This is a genomic window from Achromobacter sp. UBA2119 (genome assembly GCF_002331005.1).
GTDB classification, from domain to species: domain Bacteria; phylum Pseudomonadota; class Gammaproteobacteria; order Burkholderiales; family Burkholderiaceae_B; genus Achromobacter; species Achromobacter animicus.
In genome coordinates this window covers 184,283-208,333 of record NZ_DCYD01000015.1, presented here as the reverse complement: position 1 = coordinate 208,333, position 24,051 = coordinate 184,283, and the positions used below count along the sequence as shown (strand labels likewise).

18 protein-coding genes and 1 pseudogene are annotated in these 24,051 nt (G+C 59.9%); 9 read left to right on the top strand and 10 right to left on the bottom strand.

The window, feature by feature from the left end; all coding sequences use genetic code 11:
- Nucleotides 1-29: 29 nt before the first annotated feature.
- The 4 genes from rsmD (at nucleotide 30) to B3098_RS15365 (ending at nucleotide 2,741) form a co-directional block, all read left to right on the top strand.
- Nucleotides 30-635 carry a 16S rRNA (guanine(966)-N(2))-methyltransferase RsmD gene (gene rsmD / locus B3098_RS15380; protein ID WP_191578044.1) on the top strand — a complete coding sequence of 202 codons (606 nt, stop codon included), beginning with the start codon at nucleotides 30-32 and terminating at the stop codon, nucleotides 633-635.
- 18 nt (nucleotides 636-653) lie between these two features.
- On the top strand, nucleotides 654-1,157 hold the full coding sequence (coaD, locus tag B3098_RS15375; RefSeq protein ID WP_056325406.1) for a pantetheine-phosphate adenylyltransferase: 504 nt from the start codon (nucleotides 654-656) through the stop codon (nucleotides 1,155-1,157).
- A 112-nt stretch (nucleotides 1,158-1,269) separates the two neighbouring features.
- Nucleotides 1,270-1,521 carry a YfhL family 4Fe-4S dicluster ferredoxin gene (locus tag B3098_RS15370; protein ID WP_006391351.1) on the top strand — a complete coding sequence of 84 codons (252 nt, stop codon included), beginning with the start codon at nucleotides 1,270-1,272 and terminating at the stop codon, nucleotides 1,519-1,521.
- Complete coding sequence (locus B3098_RS15365) at nucleotides 1,518-2,741, top strand: benzoate/H(+) symporter BenE family transporter (protein ID WP_175184641.1); 1,224 nt, start codon at nucleotides 1,518-1,520, stop codon at nucleotides 2,739-2,741. Before B3098_RS15370 ends, B3098_RS15365 begins: the two co-directional genes overlap by 4 nt.
- Nucleotides 2,742-2,760: 19 nt before the next feature.
- On the opposite strand, the gene B3098_RS15360 is transcribed toward B3098_RS15365, so the two are convergent.
- Nucleotides 2,761-3,147, bottom strand: a complete 387-nt coding sequence (locus B3098_RS15360; protein ID WP_286897513.1) for an MOSC N-terminal beta barrel domain-containing protein — start codon at nucleotides 3,145-3,147, stop codon at nucleotides 2,761-2,763.
- Nucleotides 3,144-5,642 (bottom strand): AsmA family protein, encoded by a 2,499-nt coding sequence (locus tag B3098_RS15355; RefSeq protein ID WP_286897511.1) that lies wholly within the window; start codon nucleotides 5,640-5,642, stop codon nucleotides 3,144-3,146. Before B3098_RS15355 ends, B3098_RS15360 begins: the two co-directional genes overlap by 4 nt.
- Before the next feature lie 411 nt (nucleotides 5,643-6,053).
- Between B3098_RS15355 and B3098_RS15350 the strand changes: the two genes are divergently transcribed.
- From B3098_RS15350 to B3098_RS29145, 5 genes and pseudogenes are all read left to right on the top strand, one after another.
- Nucleotides 6,054-7,652: an MDR family MFS transporter gene (locus B3098_RS15350; protein WP_191577955.1), complete on the top strand. Its 1,599-nt coding sequence runs from the start codon at nucleotides 6,054-6,056 to the stop codon at nucleotides 7,650-7,652.
- 3 nt (nucleotides 7,653-7,655) lie between these two features.
- Nucleotides 7,656-8,099 carry a MarR family winged helix-turn-helix transcriptional regulator gene (locus B3098_RS15345; RefSeq protein ID WP_286897509.1) on the top strand — a complete coding sequence of 148 codons (444 nt, stop codon included), beginning with the start codon at nucleotides 7,656-7,658 and terminating at the stop codon, nucleotides 8,097-8,099.
- Nucleotides 8,100-8,557: 458 nt separating this feature from the next.
- Nucleotides 8,558-9,613 carry a PDDEXK nuclease domain-containing protein gene (locus B3098_RS15340; RefSeq protein WP_286898177.1) on the top strand — a complete coding sequence of 352 codons (1,056 nt, stop codon included), beginning with the start codon at nucleotides 8,558-8,560 and terminating at the stop codon, nucleotides 9,611-9,613.
- A 522-nt stretch (nucleotides 9,614-10,135) separates the two neighbouring features.
- Nucleotides 10,136-10,972, top strand: a complete 837-nt coding sequence (locus B3098_RS15335; RefSeq protein ID WP_286897507.1) for a hypothetical protein — start codon at nucleotides 10,136-10,138, stop codon at nucleotides 10,970-10,972.
- Nucleotides 10,973-11,530: 558 nt separating this feature from the next.
- Nucleotides 11,531-12,391: pseudogene (locus B3098_RS29145) on the top strand (phage integrase N-terminal domain-containing protein).
- 83 nt (nucleotides 12,392-12,474) lie between these two features.
- On the opposite strand, the gene B3098_RS15320 reads toward B3098_RS29145, so the two are convergent.
- From B3098_RS15320 to B3098_RS15285, 8 genes are all read right to left on the bottom strand, one after another.
- Nucleotides 12,475-13,539, bottom strand: coding sequence for a hypothetical protein (locus B3098_RS15320; protein WP_286897501.1), 1,065 nt, complete (start codon nucleotides 13,537-13,539; stop codon nucleotides 12,475-12,477).
- Complete coding sequence (locus tag B3098_RS15315; RefSeq protein ID WP_286897499.1) at nucleotides 13,539-15,395, bottom strand: restriction system-associated AAA family ATPase; 1,857 nt, start codon at nucleotides 15,393-15,395, stop codon at nucleotides 13,539-13,541. The genes B3098_RS15320 and B3098_RS15315 overlap by 1 nt, the downstream gene beginning before the upstream one ends.
- Entirely contained in the window at nucleotides 15,392-16,987 is a 1,596-nt protein-coding gene (locus B3098_RS15310) for a restriction endonuclease subunit S (RefSeq protein WP_286897497.1), read from the bottom strand. The genes B3098_RS15315 and B3098_RS15310 overlap by 4 nt, the downstream gene beginning before the upstream one ends.
- Nucleotides 16,984-18,648: a type I restriction-modification system subunit M gene (locus B3098_RS15305; RefSeq protein WP_286897495.1), complete on the bottom strand. Its 1,665-nt coding sequence runs from the start codon at nucleotides 18,646-18,648 to the stop codon at nucleotides 16,984-16,986. Before B3098_RS15305 ends, B3098_RS15310 begins: the two co-directional genes overlap by 4 nt.
- 15 nt (nucleotides 18,649-18,663) lie before the next feature.
- Nucleotides 18,664-21,462, bottom strand: a complete 2,799-nt coding sequence (locus B3098_RS15300) for a DEAD/DEAH box helicase family protein (RefSeq protein ID WP_286897493.1) — start codon at nucleotides 21,460-21,462, stop codon at nucleotides 18,664-18,666.
- Complete coding sequence (locus tag B3098_RS15295) at nucleotides 21,455-21,592, bottom strand: hypothetical protein (RefSeq protein WP_286897491.1); 138 nt, start codon at nucleotides 21,590-21,592, stop codon at nucleotides 21,455-21,457. Before B3098_RS15295 ends, B3098_RS15300 begins: the two co-directional genes overlap by 8 nt.
- Entirely contained in the window at nucleotides 21,582-22,649 is a 1,068-nt protein-coding gene (locus B3098_RS15290) for a Fic family protein (protein WP_286897489.1), read from the bottom strand. The genes B3098_RS15295 and B3098_RS15290 overlap by 11 nt, the downstream gene beginning before the upstream one ends.
- Before the next feature lie 364 nt (nucleotides 22,650-23,013).
- Nucleotides 23,014-23,748 carry a tyrosine-type recombinase/integrase gene (locus B3098_RS15285; protein WP_286897487.1) on the bottom strand — a complete coding sequence of 245 codons (735 nt, stop codon included), beginning with the start codon at nucleotides 23,746-23,748 and terminating at the stop codon, nucleotides 23,014-23,016.
- Between the last annotated feature and the right edge of the window lie 303 nt (nucleotides 23,749-24,051).

Here is a 24,051-nt window from a genome sequence, read left to right as displayed (position 1 = left end):
GGGATTTTTTCTTGAAGAAGCGGCTAAACATGGGTAACAAGTATATTCGTATCGTCGGGGGCCAATACAGGCGCACCCCCATCGCCGTGCCCGACGTGGAGACGCTGCGTCCCACGCCCGACCGGGTCCGCGAAACGCTTTTCAACTGGCTTACACACCTGTGGGGCGGCGAATTCGCCGACAAGCAGGTGCTGGATCTTTTTGCCGGCAGCGGCGCCCTGGGCTTCGAGGCGGCCTCGCGCGGCGTGGCGCATGTGCAGATGGTCGAGCGGGACAGGACCGCCGCGTCCGCGCTGCGGACACTGCGCGACAAGCTCAAAGCCGACATGATACGCATCCATGTGGGCGATGCGATGCAGGTCGCCGAACGGATGGATGCGTCCCGGTTTGACCTCATCCTGCTGGATCCGCCCTTTGGACAGGGCTGGCTGCCGCGCCTGTGGCCGATCCTGCCGGGCATTCTGACCGATCATGGACTAGTCTATGTCGAGGCGGAATCCGCCATCGAAGCGCCCGAAGGATTCCAGATTCTGCGGCAGGACAAGGCCGGCGCCGTCCACTTCCATCTTCTGGAATTTGCTGCGTTGCGCAAATCGATCAATAATCCGGCTTCGGAGGATGGTGTACACCACTAATAACGGTACGGAGCTCGCATGATCATCGCTGTTTATCCCGGCACTTTCGACCCGCTGACCAGGGGCCACGAGGACCTGGTTCGCCGTGCAGCCACGCTTTTCGACAAAGTCGTGGTGGGGATCGCCACTAGCCGCAACAAGAAGCCCTTCTTCAGCATCGACGAGCGCGTGGATATCGCGCGCGAAGTGCTGGGGCACTATCCCAACGTGGAAGTGCAAAGCTTTGGCGGCCTGCTCAAGGACTTCGTGCGCGAACAGAATGGGCGCGTCATCGTGCGCGGGCTGCGCGCCGTGTCCGACTTCGAATACGAATTCCAGATGGCCGGCATGAACCGCCACCTGCTGCCCGACGTCGAGACGCTCTTCATGACGCCGTCCGACCAGTACCAGTTCATCTCGGGCACCATCGTCCGCGAAATCGCCCAGCTTGGCGGCGACGTCAGCAAGTTCGTGTTCCCGTCGGTCGAGCGCTGGCTGCAGGAAAAGGCCAAGGAACGCCGCGAACAGTCCTGGCCGGGCTGAAGCCCCGTCTGCAACATCCCCGAAAGGGCGCGCAAGCGCCCTTTTCGCGCTTTCCGGGCCCCGGCCGCCCGGCGCTACAATGGCCGGGCCAATCGCCTTTCCGTTGCCCATCATGGCCCTGACCATCACCGAAGAATGCATCAATTGCGACGTTTGCGAGCCCCAGTGCCCGAACGACGCGATCTCCATGGGCGAGGACTACTACGTCATCGACCCCGACCGGTGCACGGAATGCGTCGGCCATCACGACGAGCCCCAATGCAAGGTGGTCTGTCCCGTGGAGTGCATCGAGCTGCACCCGCAATGGAATGAAGGCCAGGAACAGCTCATGGCCAAGTACCGCCGCCTGACCGGTGCCGCATGAGCGACGCGGCGCCGCCCAGCATCAACCTTTCCCCCTCCCCGCACCACGCCCGCCGCGACATCTCCGCGTCCGCGGTCGCTGCCGGACTGGTCGCCGTCCTGGTCAGTTTTGGCGGCACCGCCGTGCTGATGGTGCAGGCGGGTCATGCCGCGGGCCTGGATGCCGCACGCATCGGCTCGTGGATCGGCTCGCTAAGCCTGGTGCTGGGCCTGGGCGGCGCGTTCTACAGCCTGCGCACGGGCCTGCCCGTGGTCATGGCGTGGTCCACGCCCGGCGCGGCGCTGCTCGTCACCGCGCTGGCAGGCGTCCCCTTCAATGAAGCCGTCGGCGCCTTCGTGCTGGCAGCCGGCCTGACGCTGGCCTGCGGGCTGTTCGGCTGGATCGATCCAATCTTGCGCCGCATTCCCGGCGAGGTCGCCGCCGCCATGCTGGCCGGCGTGCTGCTCAATTTCGGCATGGGCATCTTCAGCAACATCAACAAGCAGCCCGCGCTGGTGTTGGCCATGTGCGCCGCCTACCTGCTGTGCCGCCGCTGGGCGCCGCGTTACGCGGTGCTGGTGGTGATGGCCGTGGCGGTCGCCATGGCGGCGGGGATGGGCCTGATGCAGGTCGACCAGCTGGATTGGCGCCTGACCGAATTCGTCTGGACCACGCCCGCCTTCAGCGCGCAGGCCGCGGTCAGCCTGGGCATTCCGCTCTTTGTCGTGGCCATGGCCTCGCAGAACCTGCCCGGTCTGGCCATCCTGCAGGCCGCAGGCTACCGTCCGCCCGCATCGCGCCTGGTCGCCGCGACCGGCCTGCTGGGCCTGGTGGCCGCCCCCTTTGGCGCGCATAGCGTCACCATGGGCGCGATCAGCGCGGCCATCTGCACCGGGCCCGAAGCGCATCCCGACCCGGGCAAGCGCTACATCGCCGCCGCCACCTACGGCGTCAGCTACGTCGCGCTCAGCATCGTCGCGGGCGCGGTTGCAGTCTTCTTCCAGGCACTGCCCGCCGCGCTGCTGGCCGCGCTGGCCGGACTGGCGCTGCTGGGCACCATCATGGGCGGCATGGCCGCCGCCATGGCCAACCCGCAACGGCGCGAAGCCGCGCTCATCACACTGCTTGCGACGGCGTCGGGATTCAGTTTCTGGGGAATTGGGTCGGCCTTCTGGGGCCTCGCGGCGGGCCTCGTGGCCCACACCGCTTTCGAATACAAGCGAGCCCGAGCGGGCGCTTGAAAACCGGCGCTGGCCGCGTTCAGGCCGGCCAGGCGGACACGGGCGTTTCCGGGTGCACCTTCATGATGCGGCAAGGCACCTGCACGAAGTTCGAGATCCAGGCCGCGGCCAGCTCGCCTTCGTCAACGACGTCGATGGTCTGCTCGCCCACCATCATGCTGTAACGCACGCTGTCGTCGTCTTCGATCACATCCAGCGGAATGTCCATGCGCAGCATGCCTGGCGCCTTCAACACCAGGTAGCCCAGACGCAGCTCCACCGACACCTCGGCCAGGCGGGGGCACAGCTCGCGGTTCAACCACTGCCCCGAATCATTGGCCACCAGCCACTGGCGATGGTAGCCGGCCGCCTGGGCCTGCGTCGTCACGCCGCATTCGGCGATCGGCTGGAACTGTTCTGCGCTCATTTGCCCAGCAATCCTTTCAAGGCCTTGTCCACCGCGGCGCCGCTCTTGCCCTTGCCGGAGACCGCTTCCTTGAGCTTGTTCTCCAGGCTGCGCTTCAGAATGCCGCCGATGGCGTCCTTCCAGAGCAGCGTGTACGAGGGGTTGTCGAACGGACCCTTGAAATGGACAGGAATGGTCACGTCCTTCAGGTCGATCAGTTCCTTGCCATCGGGATTCGCAGCCGGGTTGATGACCCGCGCGCGCGCCACCAGATCCAGCTCGCTCTTGACGAAGTCGATGGTGGCGGGATCGCCCTGCGTGACGCGCAGCAGCGGCGACACGAAGTTCAGGCGCTTCACGGTAGCAATGCCCTTGGCGATGGCGAAGTCCGCGTCCAGTTCCGAGAACTGCGTCTGCTTGCCCGTGTCCGCAGCCACCGTTTCGTTCTGCGCATCCGGCGAGAAGCGGGCTTTCAGGTCGCGCAACGTCTGCGTCAGATCGATGCCCTTCACGGCGCCATCCCGCAGCTTCAATTGCAGCGTGCCACCCAGGCCGCTCTTCATCGCGTAGACGTTGGCGCCGCCGGTCTTCAGGTCCAGCGACAGGTTGCCCGTGCCGCTCAGCACGTTGCGCTTGGCCAGATCCACCAGCAGCGGTTCGATCGCGATGCCGGCCAGCGTCATCTTGGTGGCGATCTGATTGCCCTGCGCCGCGTCCACGGACAGCGCCCCCGCCAGCTTGCCGCCGTAGAGGCCTGCCGCGAGGTCGGAGATGTCGAGCTTGCCCTTGTCCAGCTTGACCGAGGCCGAGACTTCGTCGGCCTTCAAGCCGCGCACGACCAGCTTGCCGACCTTCAGCGTGCCGTTGACGCTGGGGCCGACCAGCGCCGACAGGTTGATCGTGTCATCGACCGGTGCGGCGGGGGCCGGGGCCGGCGCGGGCTTGCTGTCGTCCTTCTTGCCGTCCGCGGGCGGCTTGGGCGGCGCGGCCACCACGGGCGGCACCAGCTTGTCCAGATCCAGCGTGTCCACGACCAGCGCGAACTTCATCTGCGGCGTGTCGGTCAGTTTCGTGATGTCGGCGCTGAGATCGAACTTGCCGCCTTCCAGCACCGCATTGATCTTGCTGGTGGCCTGATCCTTGAGCAGGTCCACCGTCAGGCTGCCGATCACCGGAATCTGCAGGCTGCCCTTGGGCAGGCCAGGATCGGTGATGTTCACGTCGCCACGCAACGCCGACATGGCGCCGCTGCGCATCAGCAGGTTCAGGCTGAGCGGTGACGCGAAATTCAGCTTCACCACACGATCGCCCTTCTTGGACGTGCTGTCCAGCTTGGCTTCCTTGATATCCAGTTCGCCGGCGTTTCCGCTGATGCCGTTCAGACCGAAGCTGGCATCCAGGCCGCTGATCCGCACCCGGCCCGTCAGGGCCTCGCCGGTAGCCGACGCGGGGGAAATATTGAGCGCCGGCGCATCGACAGCCAGTTCGAATGGGCCATCAACCACGCCGCCCTTGGCGCGCACGGCAAGCTTTTCGATCTGGAGTTGGCTCTTGTGCGGATCGATCGCCAGCTTGGGGATCGCCACGCTGGCTTCCACATTGGTCGCCTTGACCGAGGGTTCGGTCACGTCGCCCTGGAACAGCAGTTCCAGGCCACCGACGTCCAGCGCGGACTTCTGGCCGTTGAACGCCAGGTTGCCGCGCATCACCAGGCTCTTGGCCTCGGCGCCGGGCAGCTTGCCGTCCATGCGCAGGTCCAGCCGCTGTGCGGCATAGCGCTTGGCGGAAGGGTCCAGCGTCAGCAGCGCCTGGCCGGTCAGGTTGGCATCCACGCGCGGATAGCCGCCTTCGACGCGCGCCGTCATGCGCACGTCGAACGGCTGATTGAACGTGACGCGGCCGGTGTTGGCGTTGATGCGCGTGAACGCGACCGCCATGCCCGTTATCGCGTCCTGCAGCTGCACTTCGCCGTCCTTCAGGTCCAGGCCGGCGATGTCGATCTGCATGTTGTTGCGCGTCGGCGGCATGTTGCCGCTGGTGATCGCCTGCGCGGCGGTCTGGGCCGCACCTACCAGGGCTTCGGCCGGGTTGCTGGGCGCATCGGTGACCGGCTGCGTGCCGCCCACCAGATTGCTGAAATTGAATTGGCCCTGCTTGTCCCGCACCACACGCGCTTTCAGCCCGCTGATGGCGACGTGGTCCACGACAAAGCTGTTGGACAGCAGCGGCCACACGGCCACGGCAAGCCGCGTGCTCTCAATGGAGGCAAATGTGTCGGTGCTATTGGGTTCGGACAGGGACACGCCCTGCACGTACAGGCCGATCCGCGGGAAGAGCGATAGCTCGATCTCGCCGTCGATCGTCAACGTGCGTTGATAGCGTTCCTGGACAAGCTCTTCCAGCTTGTACTTGTACGCGTTGGGGTCGAATGTCAGCAAGAAGATGGCCAGGCCGACGACGGCCACGACAACCAACACTACCAGGCCTATCAAAATGCGCTTGAACCACGTTTTCATTGCTGCCCCGTCGGTACCTCGACTGGAAATCCTTGATACCGCCCACCGCGCCACGCGCGGGGAAGGTGCGTTGCCGGCGGAAGACCGCTGGCCTATTGAACTGTCTGCATTCCTGGGCTTGCCTGTCAGGTTTGCCTGTCAGGTTTGCCTTGCCGGGCTTGCCTTGACCGACTTGCCATTCAGAGGCTTGCCTTTCAGGGCGTGTCCTCGCTCCTGCCGAGCCTGCGGCATGGGCGCCAAAGGAAGGTGCTACCGAGGAAGGCCTGTTGAAGACGCCGGTAACCCAGCGTGCAGATAACCGCTATCGTAACAAATCAGGCCGATCAGCGGGATCGGCCAAGCTGACGACTTCCTGACCGGTGGATTGTAGGACTAGAATAATTGATCAATCAATTATTGATGCGTCCAACAATGACCGCCCCCGCCCCCACCTCTCCACACTCGCCCGGCCAGATCCTGCCCTTCCGGCAAACCCTGCTGGCCATGCTGGGCATGTGCTTCGTGATGATGCTGGTCGCCATCGATCAGACCGTGGTGGGCACCGCGCTGCCCACCATTGTGGCGGAACTGCGCGGCTTCGAACTGTATGCATGGGTAGCGACGTCTTACCTGCTGACGTCCGTCATCACCGTGCCGATCTTCGGGCGGCTGGGCGATTACTACGGCCGCAAACCCTTCGTCGTGGCCGCCATCGTGCTGTTCACCCTGGCCTCGGTCCTGTGCGGCGCGGCCGACACGATGCTCGAACTGGTGCTGGCGCGGGCGCTGCAAGGCATCGGCGGGGGCATGCTCGTCGGCACCGCTTTTGCCTGTATTCCCGATCTATTCCCGGATCCCCATGTACGTCTACGCTGGCAGGTCATGCTCAGCGCCGCCTTCGGCATCGCCAATGCGGTCGGTCCCACGCTCGGCGGCGCCCTGACGGAACACTACGGCTGGCGCTCCGTCTTCTACGTCAACCTGCCCATCGGCATCCTGGGCCTGTGGTTCGTCGCCCGCTACCTGCCGCACCTGCGCAACCAGAGTCCGGGCAAGGTCCGGCTGGACTGGCAGGGTGCGATCTTGATCGCCGTGGCGCTGGGGACCATGCAGCTGCTCGTGGAACTCCTGCCCAAGGACGGCTTCACGCCTTCCCTCGTGATGCTGGGCGCCAGCAGCATCGCCGCCTTCGCCGCCCTGATCTGGTGGGAACGCCGCTGCCCGCATCCGCTCCTGCCCCTGGATATGTTCCGCAACCGCGGCCTGGCCATGCTCTTCACCCTGGCCCTGCTGGTCGGCGTGACGATGTATTCCCTGCTCTTCTACGCGCCCCTGCTCCTGCAAGGCGGCTTCGGGCTATCGCCCCAGCAGGCAGGCCTGCTCATCACGCCCATGGTCGTCTTCATCACCGTCGGCAGCATCGTCAACGGCCGCATCATCACGCGCATCCGCAACCCCAACCGCATGCTGTACGCCGGCTTCATTCTCATGGCGTTCTCGTGCCTGGGCATCGTCACGACCCACAGCTACACGTCGCACCTGCTGATCGGCGCCTACATGACGATGGCGGGCCTGGGCATGGGCTTCATCATGCCCAACCTCACCGTCTTCGCCCAGCAGACCGCGGGCCGCAGCCACCTGGGCATCGCCACGGCGCTGCTGCAATCCCTGCGCATGATCGGCGGCATGCTGGGCACCGCCGTCGTCGGCACCATGGTCAGCCACAGCTACTTCAGCGGCGTCGAATCCACGCTGCGCGGCGCCTCCGCCCAGTGGCTGCCCAAGCTCAACGACCCGCAGATGCTGGTCAACCCGGCGGCCCAGACCGAGTTCCTGGCACAATTGGCCCATCAAGGCCAGGACGGAACGTCGCTCATTGAAATCGCGCGCATCGCGCTGGTGGGCGCCATCCACGAAGGGCAACTCATCGCCCTCGCCGTCGCCGTCTTCGCACTCTGGTGCGTGCGGCGCGTGCCCCTGGTGCAACTGGTCCGGCCATCCAAACCGGAGCCCGCCGGCGTCGGAGAGTAGCTTTTGCCCAAACAACAACAAGGCCTGCAAGTCATCCAGCACATGGGCCAGACGTATCGCGTGATGCAGAGCGCCTTCAGCAGCAAGGTCGGTCATGCGTTGCCGCGGTGGCGGATATTGCTGGCGTTGCATGAAAACGGGCAGTGCTCGCAAAAACATCTGGCCGAGCGCTGCCGGCTGGATCCGGCGTCATTGACGCGGCAATTGCAGGCGATGCAGAAGCTGGGATGGATTTCGCGGGCGGTGGATGCGGACGACAACCGGTTGACGAACGCGACGTTGACGGCTGCGGGGCAGGCGGTGGTGAATGAGGCATTGCCGAAGCGGGCTCAGTTTTTCGAGGAGTCGCTTAAAGGGCTGTCAGCCGCGGATGTGGATACGTTGAATCGGGTGTTGAGTGCGTTGGAGGAGAATTTTGTAAGGGCGGCGGGGGAAAGGAACACCTGACGGACGCCCCCCTCCTGGCGCGCAGCACTTTATTCATAAGTCCCTTCCATTGGTTATCAGGTCTTGACGACAAGCCTCGTGCAGATCGCTGGGGCGCGAGCACTTCAGCGCCAAGCGCTAGATTCCTTAGAAGCGACGCCACCGTGACCACCCCGGTGAACATTCCGACTGCGCGAAATCGTCGTGCGGCGTCGCACCGTACCGTGTTCTTCTTCTCTGCGGAAAAAGGCTGCACAAGCGAAAATGCGGCGGCATTCATCAACATCAGTAGCACCGGCGATGACACGCGAACGATGACTTCAAGTGTCTCGGCCCGCTCTCGAGTGTGTTCATAATCGCCACTCCCCCGGCAATCCCTCCCGTAAAAGCGATGTATTCAGAAGTAGAATTTTCTCGTTGAGGAGTTCTACCGCATGAAGAAGTCGAGACGTACGGATAACACGGAAGATGGAAAGGCGATGGCCGACAGACCAACCTCGCTCACCCCTGCTCCACAAGGCTACGCCGGCTGGCTGGCCGACCTGAAGGGGCGCATCCACACCGCACAGCAACGTGCGGCGCTGGCGGTCAACCGGGAACTGGTAAGCCTGTACTGGCAAATCGGCCACGACATTCTGGCGCGACAGGCAGAACAGGGTTGGGGAGCCAAGGTGATCGATCGGTTGGCGCATGACTTACGCACCGCCTTCCCGGAGGTGAAAGGCTTCTCGCCGCGCAATCTCAAGTACATGCGGGCGTTTGCCGAGGCCTGGCCGGACGCCGAAATTGTGCAGCAGGTTGCTGCACAATTGCCCTGGGGGCACAACCTGGTATTGCTGGATCGCCTGAAAGCGCCGACAGAGCGCCTAGCGTATGCCCGCGCGGCCATCGAATATGGTTGGTCGCGCAACGTGTTGAACATCCATATCGAAACCCGCCTGCTGGAGCGCACCGGCAAAGCCGTCACCAATTTCGATCAGCGCCTGCCTGCACCGCAGTCCGATCTGGCTATCGAGTCGCTGAAAGACCCGTACCGCTTCGATTTCCTTGGGCTGGGGGAGAAAGCACAGGAACACGAGATCGAAAAGGCGCTGGTGCAGCACGTCACCGATTTCCTGCTGGAGTTGGGCGCGGGCTTCGCTTTCGTCGGGCGGCAGGTGTTGCTGGACGTGGGTGGCGAGGAGTTCTTCATCGACCTGTTGTTCTACCACCTCAAGCTGCGCTGCTATGTGGTGATCGAACTGAAGGCGGGCAAGTTCCGGCCCGAACACCTGGGGCAATTGGGCTTTTACCTGACGGCGGTGGATCGGCAGGTGAAGCACGCGCAGGACAATCCGAGCATCGGCCTGCTGCTGTGCAAGAGCAAGAACAAGGTGGTGGCCGAGTACGCCCTGGGTGACAAGTCGCAGCCAATGGGCATCGCCGAATACAAGCTGGTGGAGTCCCTGCCGCAAGAGCTGCAAACTGGCCTGCCGACGATCGAACAGATCGAGCGAGAGCTGGGAAAGCCGCTGGATGATGGCGCCGAGGAATGATGTGCTGACCCTCGCGGTGGATGTCACCGGCATCCCTACCTATCAGGCCAACCTAAGCACCTAACAGTTGCTGCGCTATGGCGTGCCGGCGCAGATCGCGGCGGGCCAATCGCATCAGACTGTGCAGTTGATATGGGCAACGGCAACCCATTTCCAACTTCGGAGGCAGCCGCCCGGGCGCGGCCCGAGCGACTGCCATGCGCTTAACAGCACATCCAAACGTACGAAGAAAGATCAGAAGTTGAACAAACGTTTAAACGTTGATCGGTTGGCAAAGTATCGTGAATGCTAGGTTTCGCGGGGAAATCAGGCCATGGCCTTTGCGGGAATCGCTGGGAGTACCCCCAGTTGTACCCCCAAGGGGGTTATCGGGATGATAGATCAGTCTGGATGTGGGTGCCAGCGCTGCGCCTGCCGGATAAAACGGTTATGGCGCAGACCGCATTGTTGGCTGACGCCTGGAACGGTACGCGATGAGGTGCAAGGGAACGGGCCGCCGTGGCCATACCTTGGAGAACTCTCATGGCAGACCACCACACCCGCCCCAACCCGCTGGGGCAAGACATCCTGTTCACCACGCCCGCCTCGCTCATGCTCGATGCTCGCCTCACGCCGCTGGAGCGCAATGGCTGGCAGGTGCTGCGCATGCTGCGCTCTGCCGAGGGCATCAGCCTGCTGGCGAACCTTGGGCAGTTGCGTTCAAGCGAGGCAGCCGACCCACTGCCATTGTCTGGCGATTCCGCTGGCAGCACGCTTGTTCCGCAACAGACCGGACACGCTCGCCACATGACGGCTGAGCAGGGCAGTATGCATAAGACGTATATGTATAGAAAAGAACGTACGTACCGCGCGCGCGAAGGTGACGGCGATCCGGCATCGCAGTCGGTGAGCTTGCCGCCCTGCCTGAGCAATGCCCAGGCAGATCAGCAAAGGGACGTGCAGGCCGCCTTGCGGCGGCTGCCGCCACCGCATCGCCAGGAAGTACTCGACGAGTTGCAGGCACGCAGCCAAAGCGGCACCGTGCGCAATGTCGTGGCCTACTTCTTCGCCTTGGTGAAGCGCGTCTTTGCGGGCGAGTTCCGCTTGTGGGCAGGTCGTAAGGAGACATCTGCCGCACCACAGGCTGCCGAAAATCGGCCTGCTGGGGTGCCACGCACCGAACACCGCCCAGAACCGACTGCGCCACCGGCATCGCGTGAAACCGCCCTGGCGCACATCGCCAACATCCGCGAGATGTTGAATGCCCCGCGACGAACGCTGGGGACATCGCAGCACAGGCAATGCAGGCCAGGGGATGGCAGCCGCATTCTGCTTAGCAAATGCTGCCGCGAAATGGGTCGTCACTGCGCGGCGCAGTGACGACCTCGCCCACGCCAGCAACAATGCGGGCGCATGCCGACTCCTATTGCGTGCGGCAGACATGATGATGGCCGCCCTACACTGACCGGGCAGTTGCCACGACCGATGGGCCTCATACATCGGCAACCCCAACAGCGCAGATTCCTGCAAGCGCTGGCCCGTCAGGGCGGAACCACCCCGGTATGCCCAGGCTCCGACCGCATACCGGCCCTACCCAAGGGCGGAGCCCTCTTCGTCTGTTTGAACTCATCCCTATCACGCCACCTGGCGCGCAGTCTTTTGCAGCAATTCCTTGTGTGCAACGCACAGGGCTCCCGCTGCATTTCTAATCTCACTCACGTCATAGGAGGACTCGTCCACGTTCGCATAACTTTAGTCTTGTTGTACCTCCGTCCGGGCTTCCAACAGGGAGCAAGACGGACGCCTCATCCGAGGCTCTGGTGTCTCCTGAACACTATGCCCTTGCCCTCACGGGATCTCGCCTCAGCGAGTTGGCACCAACACTAATCATTGATTTTCAGGACAACGCATCACGGCGCTTTGCTTGGAGGCCGGAAGATGGACGACTTGACCTATACCCTGCGGCAGCTTTGCCAACGCAACCGTGACGGCAGTCACAACACACTGGCCGACCGGATGCGTTCGCTGTCGCTGGCCGCGCGGCAACTGCGCGAGGCCGTTTCCGGCAGATGAAGGCGTCGTCACTCAAGGGCAAGCATGCCCAGGCGCTGCTGGATCGCTGGCAGGAAGAAGGCTTGTCGTCCGGAACCATCAAGAATCGGCTCTCTCACTTGCGCTGGTGGGCCGAGAAGATCGGCAAGGCCGGCATCCTGCCGGCGGACAACACGCAACTCGGCATGGCCGAGCGCCGCTATGTGACCAACATCAACACGGCCCGTGAGCTGGGCGTGAACCTTGAGCGAGTCACCGATCCCCACGTGCGCATGAGCCTTCAGATACAAGCCTCCTTCGGATTGCGCCGAGAGGAAGCGATCAAGTTCCAGCCCAGTTATGCGGATCGGGGTGACCACATTGCCCTCAAAGGATCTTGGAGGAACGGCGGGCGTGAACGCATTGTGCCCATCACCACCGCCGAGCAACGCGACGTGCTCCACGCAGTGCACCGCCTGGCGGGCACAGGGTCACTGATCCCGGGAGACAAGACCTTCACCCAGCAGCGGGCGTCTACGATGGACAGTGCAAGGCGGCAGGTCTAAGCCACATGCATGGGCTGCGGCATCGGTATGCACAGATGCGATATGAAACATTGACGGGGTGGAGGTCACCGGCAACAGGCGGTGCTGGCACGGCACAACTCGACCTATCACAACGCCTTACCGACCAACATGTCGGCAGCAAATCAGTCGCGAACTTGGGCACGGGCGAGTCAAGGTGACGGCGATATATCTGGGAAGTTAAGGTTTACTTTGCCGGACCTGCCACTGTATCCAACCTCGCGACTCTAGAATCAGCCGCCCGCTTGTCAGCGAGCGAATAAGCCATCAAACCATACCGACCTGTCGGCAGGTGTCGAAAAAGGCGCCTTTAAGAAAATTGCTCTCATGCCAAGGAAAGCTCTCACATTGTTCCAGCTCTTTATTTAAAGCATCCTGAGAAAACTGCTGGTAATTTTTATTTTCATCGAGTATACGCTGCAGCCAGTATTTCGCACCGGAAGAAGACAAGCACTTGGCCGTATAACGCTCGCGTATTTTGTAGAGCCGATCCCAGGTTTCGATTTCCTCATCGTACCCTGCGCATTTTAGAGAAATGCGAATATTCTGCTCCTTTTCCGGGAACTGAGCAGCTGATTTGAAATGCACGGACACTTGGATTTGATAGCCGTCAGCGGCATATGGATAAAAAGCTTTTCTCCTGATCCCAGCTTCATCTTGCAGGGGATCTTTTGCACCTTTATTTTGCGAGTTGCATTTATAGCATGCAGGTGCCAGATTTCTTAAATTCACAGAATTAAATGGATACTTGCTAGCGGGCAAATAATGATCATAAGCCTCCCGAGTTGGATCATATTCGGAATCCATCGGCAAAAGGCCGCAAAACGGGCAGCAAGGCATGTCGTTCAGAGAGGCAAATTCCTTGTAGTGCTCTTTCAAGCCGGCACTAATGTGTTCCTTGACTATTGCCAGCTCAAAGAATCCGCAGCTGTAGAGCTTGCTGAAAAAGGCTTCTATCATTTTCATCAGTGCATTCTGAGTGCCCGCGATGTAGCGGCTGGGTTCCTTTTTTCCCTCGCAAAGCGCCTTGATATTATTGTTGTCCCTGAACATTTTTCGATAAAACTGGATGTCCTCGGGACCAAGCTGTTTGAACTCTTGGAATATTTGGTTGACGTAGCGATAAAAGAACGCTCCAGCTCCCTTCTCTGTGCCAGCCAAATCCGCCCGACGTAATTCATCCATGATGGCATATAGGGGCGGCAACCCCTTGAACAGTTCGAGGCTGTATTCCTCATTTGGCGCACGGCACCAGACCTTGGCAAAGACATAAGTGACAAAACCGTGCATGGCCCGCATCGGGTGACGAGGCCGTTTATAGGGAAATAACATCAGCCCGGCTCCTTGTCGGCTCTTGGCGTCTGTAGCAAGGCATGCACGGCTAACGTGCGTTCCACAGAGTCCCCCATGGTATCCATAATCTTGCGAGCAAGGCCATGGGGGTCGGCTTTCGATATAGGGTCAGCCAGTAGTTGCTCCAGCACTTGTTGAGCCCCACCTCCGATAGTTTCGCGCTTACCGAAAGTTTCATGTGTGATTTTGTTGATCGAAGCACCCAGCGTGTTGTACGGCGGGTGGCTGATACTGACCTTACTGCTGGCTTTGTCCTTGGCAAACACCAGCACCTTGTCCGGCTTGCTGTCGGAGATCAGAAATGGTGTGTGGGTGGTGACCAGCATTTCCTGCACGAATTCACCCGGGCCCGACAGGCACTGGCGCAAGCGGCTGATGAAGTTTGCGCGCCAGTCGGGATTGAAGTGCGTTTCTGGCTCATCTAGAAGGAACAGGCTGTTAGTCGTCCGAAACAGCAGGCACAGGCCAAGGCTGTGCAGCAACTGATGCTCACCGTCCGACAATTCCTTGAGCATCATCGGCTCGGCCACCCCCTGCTTGGTGAAGCGCACGAACTTGAAGCGCATGATGCGCTGGTCGGATGCCAGTGTTGGCACCGTCTCGCTGACGTAGTGGCTGGTCGAGGTGTAGAGATCAGCCTTCAGAGCATCGCTGACGGCATACAGGTTGAGCGTCAACAGTACTTGAAATGCCTGGAACAGCGCCAGTGCCGAACCATCGAAGTTCTCGCGGAATGCCTGCCGGGTTGCCTCATTCACCCAGTAGTCGAGCACCAGCGTGTCGGCGCTCTCATCTTCATAAACTAGCGTTGCGCATCGTTTAAGTCGCGTAATCGCAGGATCAAAATTCTGATATTGCGCCACCGACGAGTTTTGCTCCGATTTCAATTCCTGTTGAAGTTTTTCATTTGCTTCTAACGCGTGTAGCAAATTTAGTCGATATCGCGTGTTGCCCAGTTCATCAGTTTCGGCATATAGGGCTGGATTGTTTTTGACAATATCCTCCAGCGACCGGGGCGCGTTTTCGTCCTCGCTGGCGAGGGCGACCAATTGGTCCGACCGCAACTCGATGCTGCGGCGTAAAACTATGCGAAATTCCCGTAATGCATCGATACCCACATCCTCGCGGAATGGCTGCAGTGTGGCCTCGTCCTGAAACAGCAGGTTGCACAGTAGGATGGCCTGGCTGAATCCGCTGTCCAAGTAGACCAGCCGTGTCTCCGGGTGGCCGGGGTAACTCAGTTGCCGAGTTAATGCATTCCAGTACTCGTCGAACTGCACGAAGCGCATCTTGAAGAAGGGCAGGCTGAGGATTTCGTTTTCGCCAGATGAATAACTCAACACAAAATCGGGCAGCAAGCGACGCAAATCAGTGCGTCCCAGCTTTATCTCGATGGGCTTATCAGAATCTGCATCATTTAGCAGCCACCATTTTGGCGATTCGCCGGGCACCTTTTGGATGAGAACCCTTGCTTTATTGCCGTGGCCTCTTACTTTAAAAAATTCTTGTGGTTCTGTTAGATACTCAATATCGAAGCCATCAGGCAGGCCTTTGCTTCCTCTAAAGCCATTGGGACTGTGCTCTTCATCGTAGCGAAAACTATCGGGAAGATTTTCTAGATAAATGCACTCCATATGATAGAAAATCGCCGCCAGCACTTCGAGCAAGTTGGACTTGCCGCTGCCATTGGGCCCGGCGCAGACGAAGGGCCCAAAATTATTCGCTTGCTCCAGCTCATTTTGCAAGTTCCATTCGGTTCGGAAGTGATGCTCGAAGCCACAGGCCAGGCTGCGAAAACCGATTGGATCAGTGATCTTCAGGCGTAGCAACTTCATTGCTGAGCAAGCCTCCTGGCACGCAACAATATCTGATTACCGAACTGCCGCCTGCCGTCAATATAAATTATGTCCCGAGTTTGTTTGAGCTTTCTATTTTTAATTTCATCGAACACCCAGGCCTTGATGGCTTCGTAGTCGTCGGCACTAAGTGCGAAATCATGGTCCGGGTGCTGATTGCCCAGCCGGGTTTGCGCGGCGGCGATGAAGCGTTCGAGGGAGAAAGCCGCACTGCCCAACTGCGCGCGATAAGCCTCCAGCCAGAAACGCAGTAGCGGCGCAAGGTGCGTGCGGTCTTTCAGTGCGGGCAGCAGTAAATCGGTTTCGGGCAGTGCAATCACCTGCGTGGTGACGGGCGCATGCCCGGCAGCAGCCACCGGGCTTTCTCCTTTGATGGGGGCGGCAGGCACGGCCACCCGCGACAAATCCAGTTCACCCTTGAAGGCCTGCTGGCTCAGGGCACCGAAGAGGGCTTCGAGATCGGTGAGGCTTTGTCGGTAGCGGGATTTGAGGGCTTCGACCTTTTCGACGATCGCGGCGAACTGTTTCTGCAGAGCTTCGTCTGGAATTGGGATAGGTAGGCCAGAAAGAATCTGTTGATTGATATTCTGAATGTTCGCCCCTTGCCCGCCGTAAAAAAGAACACGGCGAAATACTGCGGAGCGGAAAAGGTGAGCCACGTAAACTGCGAGCAGAGAAGCATCAGTAATGCGGTACCGAATGCAAAAGCCACTGTAAGTCGCTCGCTCCTTCCCGGGATACACCGCCATGCAGCGGCCTACAAGCTCCCTGTTTCCATTGGATCGAACAAAGAGGAGATCGCCGTCATGGAGGAAATAGTCCTCTGCAGGCGGTTCATTGAGTTCAATGAATCCGAGGCTATCAAAATCATCTAACGCCGCCTTGGATTTGAAATCGCCCACGCCCAGATAGCGAACAGTCACGCCACTCTCGCCCTTGCCGAAGTTAAGGCCATTCTTGAACGAGCCATATGAACCAAGGGAGCCGATCTTCCACCCCCTCTCATTCCGCACGGGGTCGCCAAACTTCTCCAGAAACACACTCTTGAGCAGGTCGTCGAGTTGTTGCAGGTGCTGCTTGTATTGGGCGATCAGCCCTTCCACTTTGCTGAGCAGATGGGCAATGCGGATTTGGTCGTCAAGCGGCGGGACCGGTATCTCAATTTCGGCCAGTGATTTTGAATTGAGTGTCTTGCCCATCACGGCTTGGTTTGAACCGCCATAGGTTGCCGACTGCAATGCGTAGTAAAGAAATTCGGGGCGCAGCTCTTTCTCATCTTTGATTGCAAAGGCTGCAATCGCTTCGTTTGTGAAGAGATCACAACCAGCAAATGCCATCTTGCCGATGGTTAGTTTGAAGCTGAAAAGCAAAGTCCCCTTCTTGACGACTTTACAGCGGGCGTGTGTGACAGCTCGATCCGTGATTTGCTCTTTTGTCTCTGTAACGACTTTCGCGTCCAAATCGCGAATTGAAACCCAGCGATGCCCCTTGCCCCAATAGCTCGGCTCGTTTCTCGACGGTGTTCTGCCAATGGAGATATCCAAAAGCTTGGACAGCCTTTCCTGCCTCATCCCACCATCCCCTTCAAGTCCAGCAGCTCGCGCACGATACCGCTCTGCACCTTGGCGAGTTCCGCTTCATCGACATCGCCCACCTCCGCCAGAATCAACCGATCCAGAATCACGCCCGGCGCGTCGTAGTTAACTTCCTCGAAAACATCCTGCTTGTAGCGGGAGAGCGAGAGGTCATAGTTGTTCTTCTCGTCGGCAATCTCGCTGCGCGGCACCATGAAGCACTTGGCGGTGCGGATGGTGTCGGTCGCCGCGTCGCGGGCGTGGAATTGGTCGATGATGTCTTGCAGGTCGCCAAAGCCTTCCTGCTTGCTGCGCTTGTCGTCCAGCGAATAGCCATCGGTGGCCATTTCGTAGAACCAGACATGTTCGGTAGCGGGTTTGGCAAACTTGTCCTTCGCCCCCCAGACCTTGGTGAACAGCAGAATGGCGGTGCTGACCCCGGCATAGGGTTTGAACACCCCGCTGGGCAGGGTGACGACGGCCTTGAGGTCGCAGCGCTCCACCAGCAACTGACGCAGCGTCCTGAATGCCCCGCCAGAGCCGAACAGAACGCCCTGCGGCACGATCACGCATGCAGTGCCGCCTTTCTTGAGAAGGCGATAGATGTTCTCAACAAACAGCAGCTCGGTCTTGGTCGTGGCCAGTTGAAGGTTGTCGTTGATATCACCCTTATCGATGCTGCCGGTGAAGGGCGGGTTGGCCAGCACGATGTCGTATTCGGCCTCCTCGGTGTAGCTCTTGCTAAGGGTGTCCTTGTAGTCGATGCGCGGCTCGTCAATGCCGTGCATCATCAGATTCATTAACCCCAGGCGCACCATGGTGGCATCGATATCGTAGCCGTACAGGCTTTCTTGCAGGACGAATTGACGCTTTTCATCGAATGTTGCAGCGACTGAGGTGCGGATAAAACCGTCTTCATCGGGATTGAGGTTCTTGGCACCGGCGTTAATAGCCAACTGTGTAACGATGTACTGATAAGCCCCCAGCAGGAAGCCACCAGTACCGCACGCCGGGTCGGCGATCTTGTGACCCAGTTGGGGCTGCACCAGTTCGGCCATCAGCTTGATGATGTGGCGCGGGGTACGGAACTGGCCATTCTTGCCAGCGGTAGCGATTTCTGCCAGCAACATTTCATAGACATCGCCCTGGATGTCCTGAAAGGCCTGGCCGTTTTCCCGTGAGTCCTTCTCCATCACCTCAAAGATTTCGTCGATGGTCTTCACCGCTTCGACCAGCAGGGCGGGCTTGGGGATGATGAAGACCGCGTTCTTCATATGGTGGGTGAAGTTCGATTCGGCACCGTTCAGGTCCTTGAGAAAAGGGAACACTTTGCCCTGCACGTGCTGCAGCATCTCTTCGGCTTGCATGCGCTTAAACTCATTCCAGCGTAGCGTGCGTTTGTCGATGGGACGCTGTTCCGCCACAGGCCAGTTGCGCTCCTCGGGTGGAATCCAGGAGCCTTCAAACTTGGAGATGTATCTCTCGCCGGTCCACTCGGCATCGGCCTGTCTCTTTTGATCCAGTTCGTCCAGCCGCTTCATGAACAGCAGGTAGGTGATCTGCTCGATGGCGGTGAGCGGGTTGCTGATGCCGCCGCTCCAGAACTTGTTCCAGAGCTGGTCGATCTTGCTTTTGAGTTCGGGATTATTTTGAAGCATGGTGTGCTCTGCTATTTAGGCTGCCAACCGTTCGGTCAGTTGCAGGATCGCGTTGATTTCTGGTGGGCTGAACACGCCACGGATGCCTTGCGGATGGATGACCGTGAAGGGGGCGTTGATCAGATCTTTCTTCTCCACCTTTTCGCGCTCGATGATGAAGCCCTTCAGCAGATTGAGGAATTCCATCTGCCGGCTGCTGAGCGTGGTGTGGGCTCGGATGAATTGGTCAAAGGCGGCGCTGACCTCGTCCGGGAAGCTCTTGAGCACTTCAATACCCAGGATGTGGCGGATGAACTGGATGAAGCGCGCCTTGCGGTTCTTGTAAACCTGACGCAGCAGGTCTTCGGTGATGTGAGGGTGTTCTTCGTGCAGCAGTTCGGCCAGTTCTTTGGCCTCTTCGCTGCTCACTGTCTCGCCATTCTTGATCTTCTGCAGCACCGGGTTGTGCGCGGTGAGTTCCGCGATCAGGTTTTCCACCATTTCGCGGTAGCGGGTGATGCTGACCGCCTCGTGCTGTGGGCCGAACTCCACCCATTCCTTCTTGTGCAGCTCATCGGCCAGATCGAGGTGGGTTTGCTCCTGGCCGCTGGATTGCTCGCGGAATTTCATCAGCGGGCCGAGCTTGGCGATCAGCTCGTCGAAGGCGTCCTCATCCGCCTTGGCCCAGTAGTGACTGGTTTGCGCGCCGCAGATCAGGGCCTCTTCCTGCTTGACGAAGCCGACCGAGAGTGGCAATTCGCCGATCTGCTCGACGATGCCTTCCTTGAGGGTGTCGGCTTGTTCCTTTTCGTCACTCAAAACGGCCAGCGAGTACTCCAGCAGGTCGCGCTCGAAGCGCATGGCTTTGAAGTCGGCCTCGGACACAGTGCGGAACAGCGGCTTGATGTCAGCACGGAGGAACTCCAGCCGGTCGTGGCTGAGGCTGATCCAGAAGTTGTCATCGTCCAGCCGCGCCAGCGCGGCGGCGGCTTCCTTGATCACCACCGACTCTTTGGGTAGCGCGGCAATCTGCAGGCGGAGCTTGGCGACTTCACGCGTGGCGATGTCGGCATGGCCGCCGTCCTTGGCCTTTTCGATCTTGTCGAGGCGCAGGCCCACCAGCCGCACCGGGAGCGACAACTGTGGTTTAAGCTCTTTGCCCTTGGGGTTGAGCTTGAAGTATTCGAAGTTGTCCCAGCAGTCGAGGATCAGGAACACATCCTTCTCAAGGCACCAGGGCTTGGGCTTGCTGGTTTCCAGCAGGCGTGTGCCGCGCCCGACCATCTGCCAGAACTTGGTGTAGGAGTAGACCGGCTTGGCGAACACGAGGTTGACGATTTCACGCACGTCGATGCCGGTATCGAGCATGTCCACGCTGATGGCAATGCGAGGCATGTCGTTGTTGGTGAACTGATCGAGCAGGCCACCTTTGCCGTAGACGCGCGGATCGTCTGACACCAGCACCTTGGCCAGCTCACCGTGGTGTTGCGGGTAGAGCTTGTCGAAGATTTCTTCCATGCGCCGGGCGTGGGCCTTGGTGGCGCAAAAGAAGATAGTCTTGCCAGGCAGCACACCGTTGGCGTCCTTGATGGCCTCTTCCATGAACTCGCGGACGATCAGGGTGTTGGTGCCCTTATTGATCACCTGCTTTTCAAGCTGAGTGCCCTCGAAGTTGATGTCTTCAACTTCCTTGCCCTGGAGGATCAGCTTCTTCTGGTCTTCCAGCGAAATGGTGCGCTTGCTGATGCCCTCCATCTGGAACTTGGTCTGAATCTTCATGACCTGGAAGTTGCAGAGGTAGGGCGGCACGTTGTTCACGGCTTCTTCATAGGTGTAGGCAAACGTGGGAATGCCATCTTCGCAATGAAAAAGCTGGAAGGTGTTGTGGTCGATGATGTCGGTCGGCGTGGCCGTGAGGCCCAGCGTGATGGTCTTGAAGTAGCCCAGCACTTCGCCAAAGGTGTTGTAGATGGAGCGATGGCTTTCATCGACGACGATGAAATCGAAGAAGTGCGGCGACAGGTGCTGTGCCTCGTCCCGGATAATGTTGAGCATCGTCGGGTAGGTGGCAACATACACACGACGATCCGTCGCGATCAGCTTTTCACCCACATTGGGCCAGCGCGGCTCGTTGGGCATGTGCTCCTTGAAGGCGGCCAGCGCCTGTTCACGCAACGCTATACGGTCGACGAGGAACAGCACTTTTTCTGCATGGCCAGCCCGCATCAAGGCATCAACCATGGCGATGCAGGTGCGGGTCTTGCCGGTGCCGGTGGCCATCACCAGCAGGAAATCGCGCTTCTTCTGTTCGATGCCTTCGAGCACCGAGCGTATCGCGCGAATCTGGTAATCACGTCCGGCAATCGAAGTGTTGATGAATTCCTGCGTCAGCGGCTTGCGATTGCGACGGATGTAGGCGAAGCGTTCGAGATCGTCGCGGGTGGGAAAACCAACCACCTTGCGCGGCGGCGCGTTCTCCAGATCCCAGAAATAGAGCTCGTGGCCGTTGGTGTAGAAGCAGAATGGCAGCTCACCACCCAGCTGAGTCTGGATGTTGTAGCAATATTGCTTGGCCTGCTCGCGGCCAATGGCAGCATCGCGGCTGGTCTTCTTGGCCTCGATCACTGCCAGGGGTTTGCGGTCTTTGCCGAGCAGGACGTAGTCGCTGAACTGGTGGCCCTCGTAGGGCGTGCGCGGCTCGGTCACGCCCACTGGCAAGGCAGTGAGGATGTCGAATTCCTCGACAACCTGGGTGGGGTCTTTGACGTTCCAGCCTGATAACGCGAGTTGCCGGTCAATCAAGTCGGCTCGTGTCTGTGCCTCGGATTTAGACATGCCTAGCCTCCCTGGCGATGCGGAAGCGTTGGCTACCTGCTGCCATTTCCTCGTTCTGGAACGCGGGCACGTTGCCGCAAGTGTGATCGTCGCGGATGTCGATGCTGAAAATACTTTTTCTAGTCTTCATTTTCACCGCCTTGATTGATGCGGAGCCACTTTGCTCCGCGCCCCTTGCCGGTCGATTTGATCAGTCCCTCTGACTTCATCGCTCGCAATACCAGCCGTACCATGTCCCGGCTCACGCCCGGGCAGGCCTCTTCAATCTCGGAAATCGCGAACGGCAGGGTGCGCCCCAGAACTTCCGTCCGCACCCGGTCACCCTTGCTGCCACGGCCACGCTCAATGGTGCCGACACGCTCCTCGAACTCACGGTAGGCCCGTAGCAAGGCCCCCCAGAAGTAATCGAGCCAGGGCTTTACGTCGTGCTGCCCCTGGTGCCAGCCCTGAGAACTGGCTTCCAGCGTCTCGTAATAGCCTTCCTTGGTGTCCTCGAAGATGCGTTCCAGACTGATGTAGCGACCCACTGCGTAATCGAAGTGGTAGAGCAGCAGCAGGGTCAACAAGCGGGACATGCGACCGTTGCCGTCCGGGAAAGGATTGATGCACAGGAAGTCGAGCATCGCCAGTGGCACAAGCACCAGCGGGTCGGCCAGGTGCTGATCCAGCGCGGTGGCGTAGCGCCCGGTCAGATCGGTCATGGCCATGGGCGTGAGGTGCGCAGCAACTGGCTGGAAGCGCAAACGCGACGTGCCGTCAGGATGGCGTTCGATGATGTCGTTGTTGGTAGCCTTCCAGCGCCCGCCCGCCTGAGGCATATAGCGGTACAGCAGGGTGTGCAGTTGCAGCACCACGCTTTCGCTGAAGGGCATGTGTGCAGCGGACTCGTGGATCAGCGGCAGGGCATCACGGTAGCCGGCGATCTCCTGTTCGGAGCGGCTTTTTGGTGTTGCATTGCGGATGACCAGAGACTTCAGCCGCGAGGGCGCTACGACAACACCTTCCAGCCGATTGGATGACTCGGTGGACTCCACCACCGCGATCTGGCGCAGGCCCTTGAGGGCTTCGGACGACTGCGCGGCGTAGAGTTGCTGCTTACCCTGGTACTCACCTAACGTGCGCAACGTGGCCGCCTGGATGCCATCGAAACGAAGCGCGGCAAGGTACTCGGGTGTGAGCGAGTGCATGGAAATGTAAGCCAAGGCTGTCTAAACGGGGTAATCATAGCTGCTAAATGGGGTATTGTCTAAAAAAATGCCTCATTAATTGCGTTTGACCACCCCTTTCCTGAACATTGGACCGGTCGTGAGGGGCTGGCTTGGCCGAGCAAGAAGGAAATGAAAAGCATGAATCTAAATGGGGCAATCAATTCACAATTACCCCATTTACTCAATTGTTTACCCCATTCCCAGCGCCCAGCCTTGGCAAAGCAAAACGGCAAGGGAACCGCACTCAACAGGCCTATCCAGAAAAGGAAAAGGCCGCCCCTGTCGATTCTCAGCAACACCCAGCCAAATCGCCCCTATGCTGTGCCGCTGCCCTCCGCCGCACTCAGATAGTCCGCCCAGTCCTGCAACAGCGTCCTTCTCTGATCCAGCAGCAGCGCCTTGTTGTATGTCGCCCGAACCTTGTTGCTTTCCACGTGGGCAAGCTGCCGCTCAATCGCATCAGGCGGTATCCGTTCTCGTTGGCCCAGGTAGAAAGGGCGTCCGCCAGCAATGCTGGCGTCGTACTCCGGCCCAGATTCATGTCGCGCATCGCGTAGGTGAGCCGATTGGGCGTAGTGAAGCCCTTGCCGCTTCGGTGCGGAAACAGATAGCGCCCGCCACCCGTGATGCGCTGCAAGTCTTTCAGCACCGCTATGGCCTGCGTGGACAACGGACTGACATGGTCACGCCGCGCCTTCATCTTCGCCGCAGGCCGCCGCCACAGCGCATCCTCAAAGTCGAACTCATCCCACTCGGCAACCGCAGCTTCCCCTGGACGGCAAGCCGTCTGAGCAATCAACCGCAGACACAAAGAGGTTTCCGGATAGCCCCGGTAGCCGCGCAACTCCTGATAGAACTTCTGGATTTGCTCTCGCGTCATCGCCGCCTTGCTCTCGCTGAACGGTACTCGCAGCAGCCCGCGCAGGCTGGGGATCGGATTGGCCTCGACCAGACCCCGCACTACCGCAAAGTCGAAGATCGCCGACAGATCGCCTTTAACATGGATGGCCGCCCACTCCCCATGGGCCTTGCATTCCTCCAGCAACGGGAGAATCTGCTTCACGCCTATGTCGCTCATCGGCATCCCGTCGAACTTCGGCGACAGGTACGCTTTCTCGCGGGCAGCGCGAGCCTCCGCAAGGCATACCCGGGGAAAGCCGCCAATGGCAAAGAGGTTCTTCTTACCTTGCAGCCGGTACTTCCACCGCCAGAGCTTGCCGCCCGGTGGGCTCGATCAGCAGGAACAAGCCCCCGCCGTCTGAAAGTTTCCAGTCTCGATCAGTCGATTTGGCCGACCTGACCTTGAGGTCGGTGAGTAGATTCTCGGGCGTCGTTGGACTCCACTGCGGGGAGACGTACCCCCACGGTTGAACACGAGTAC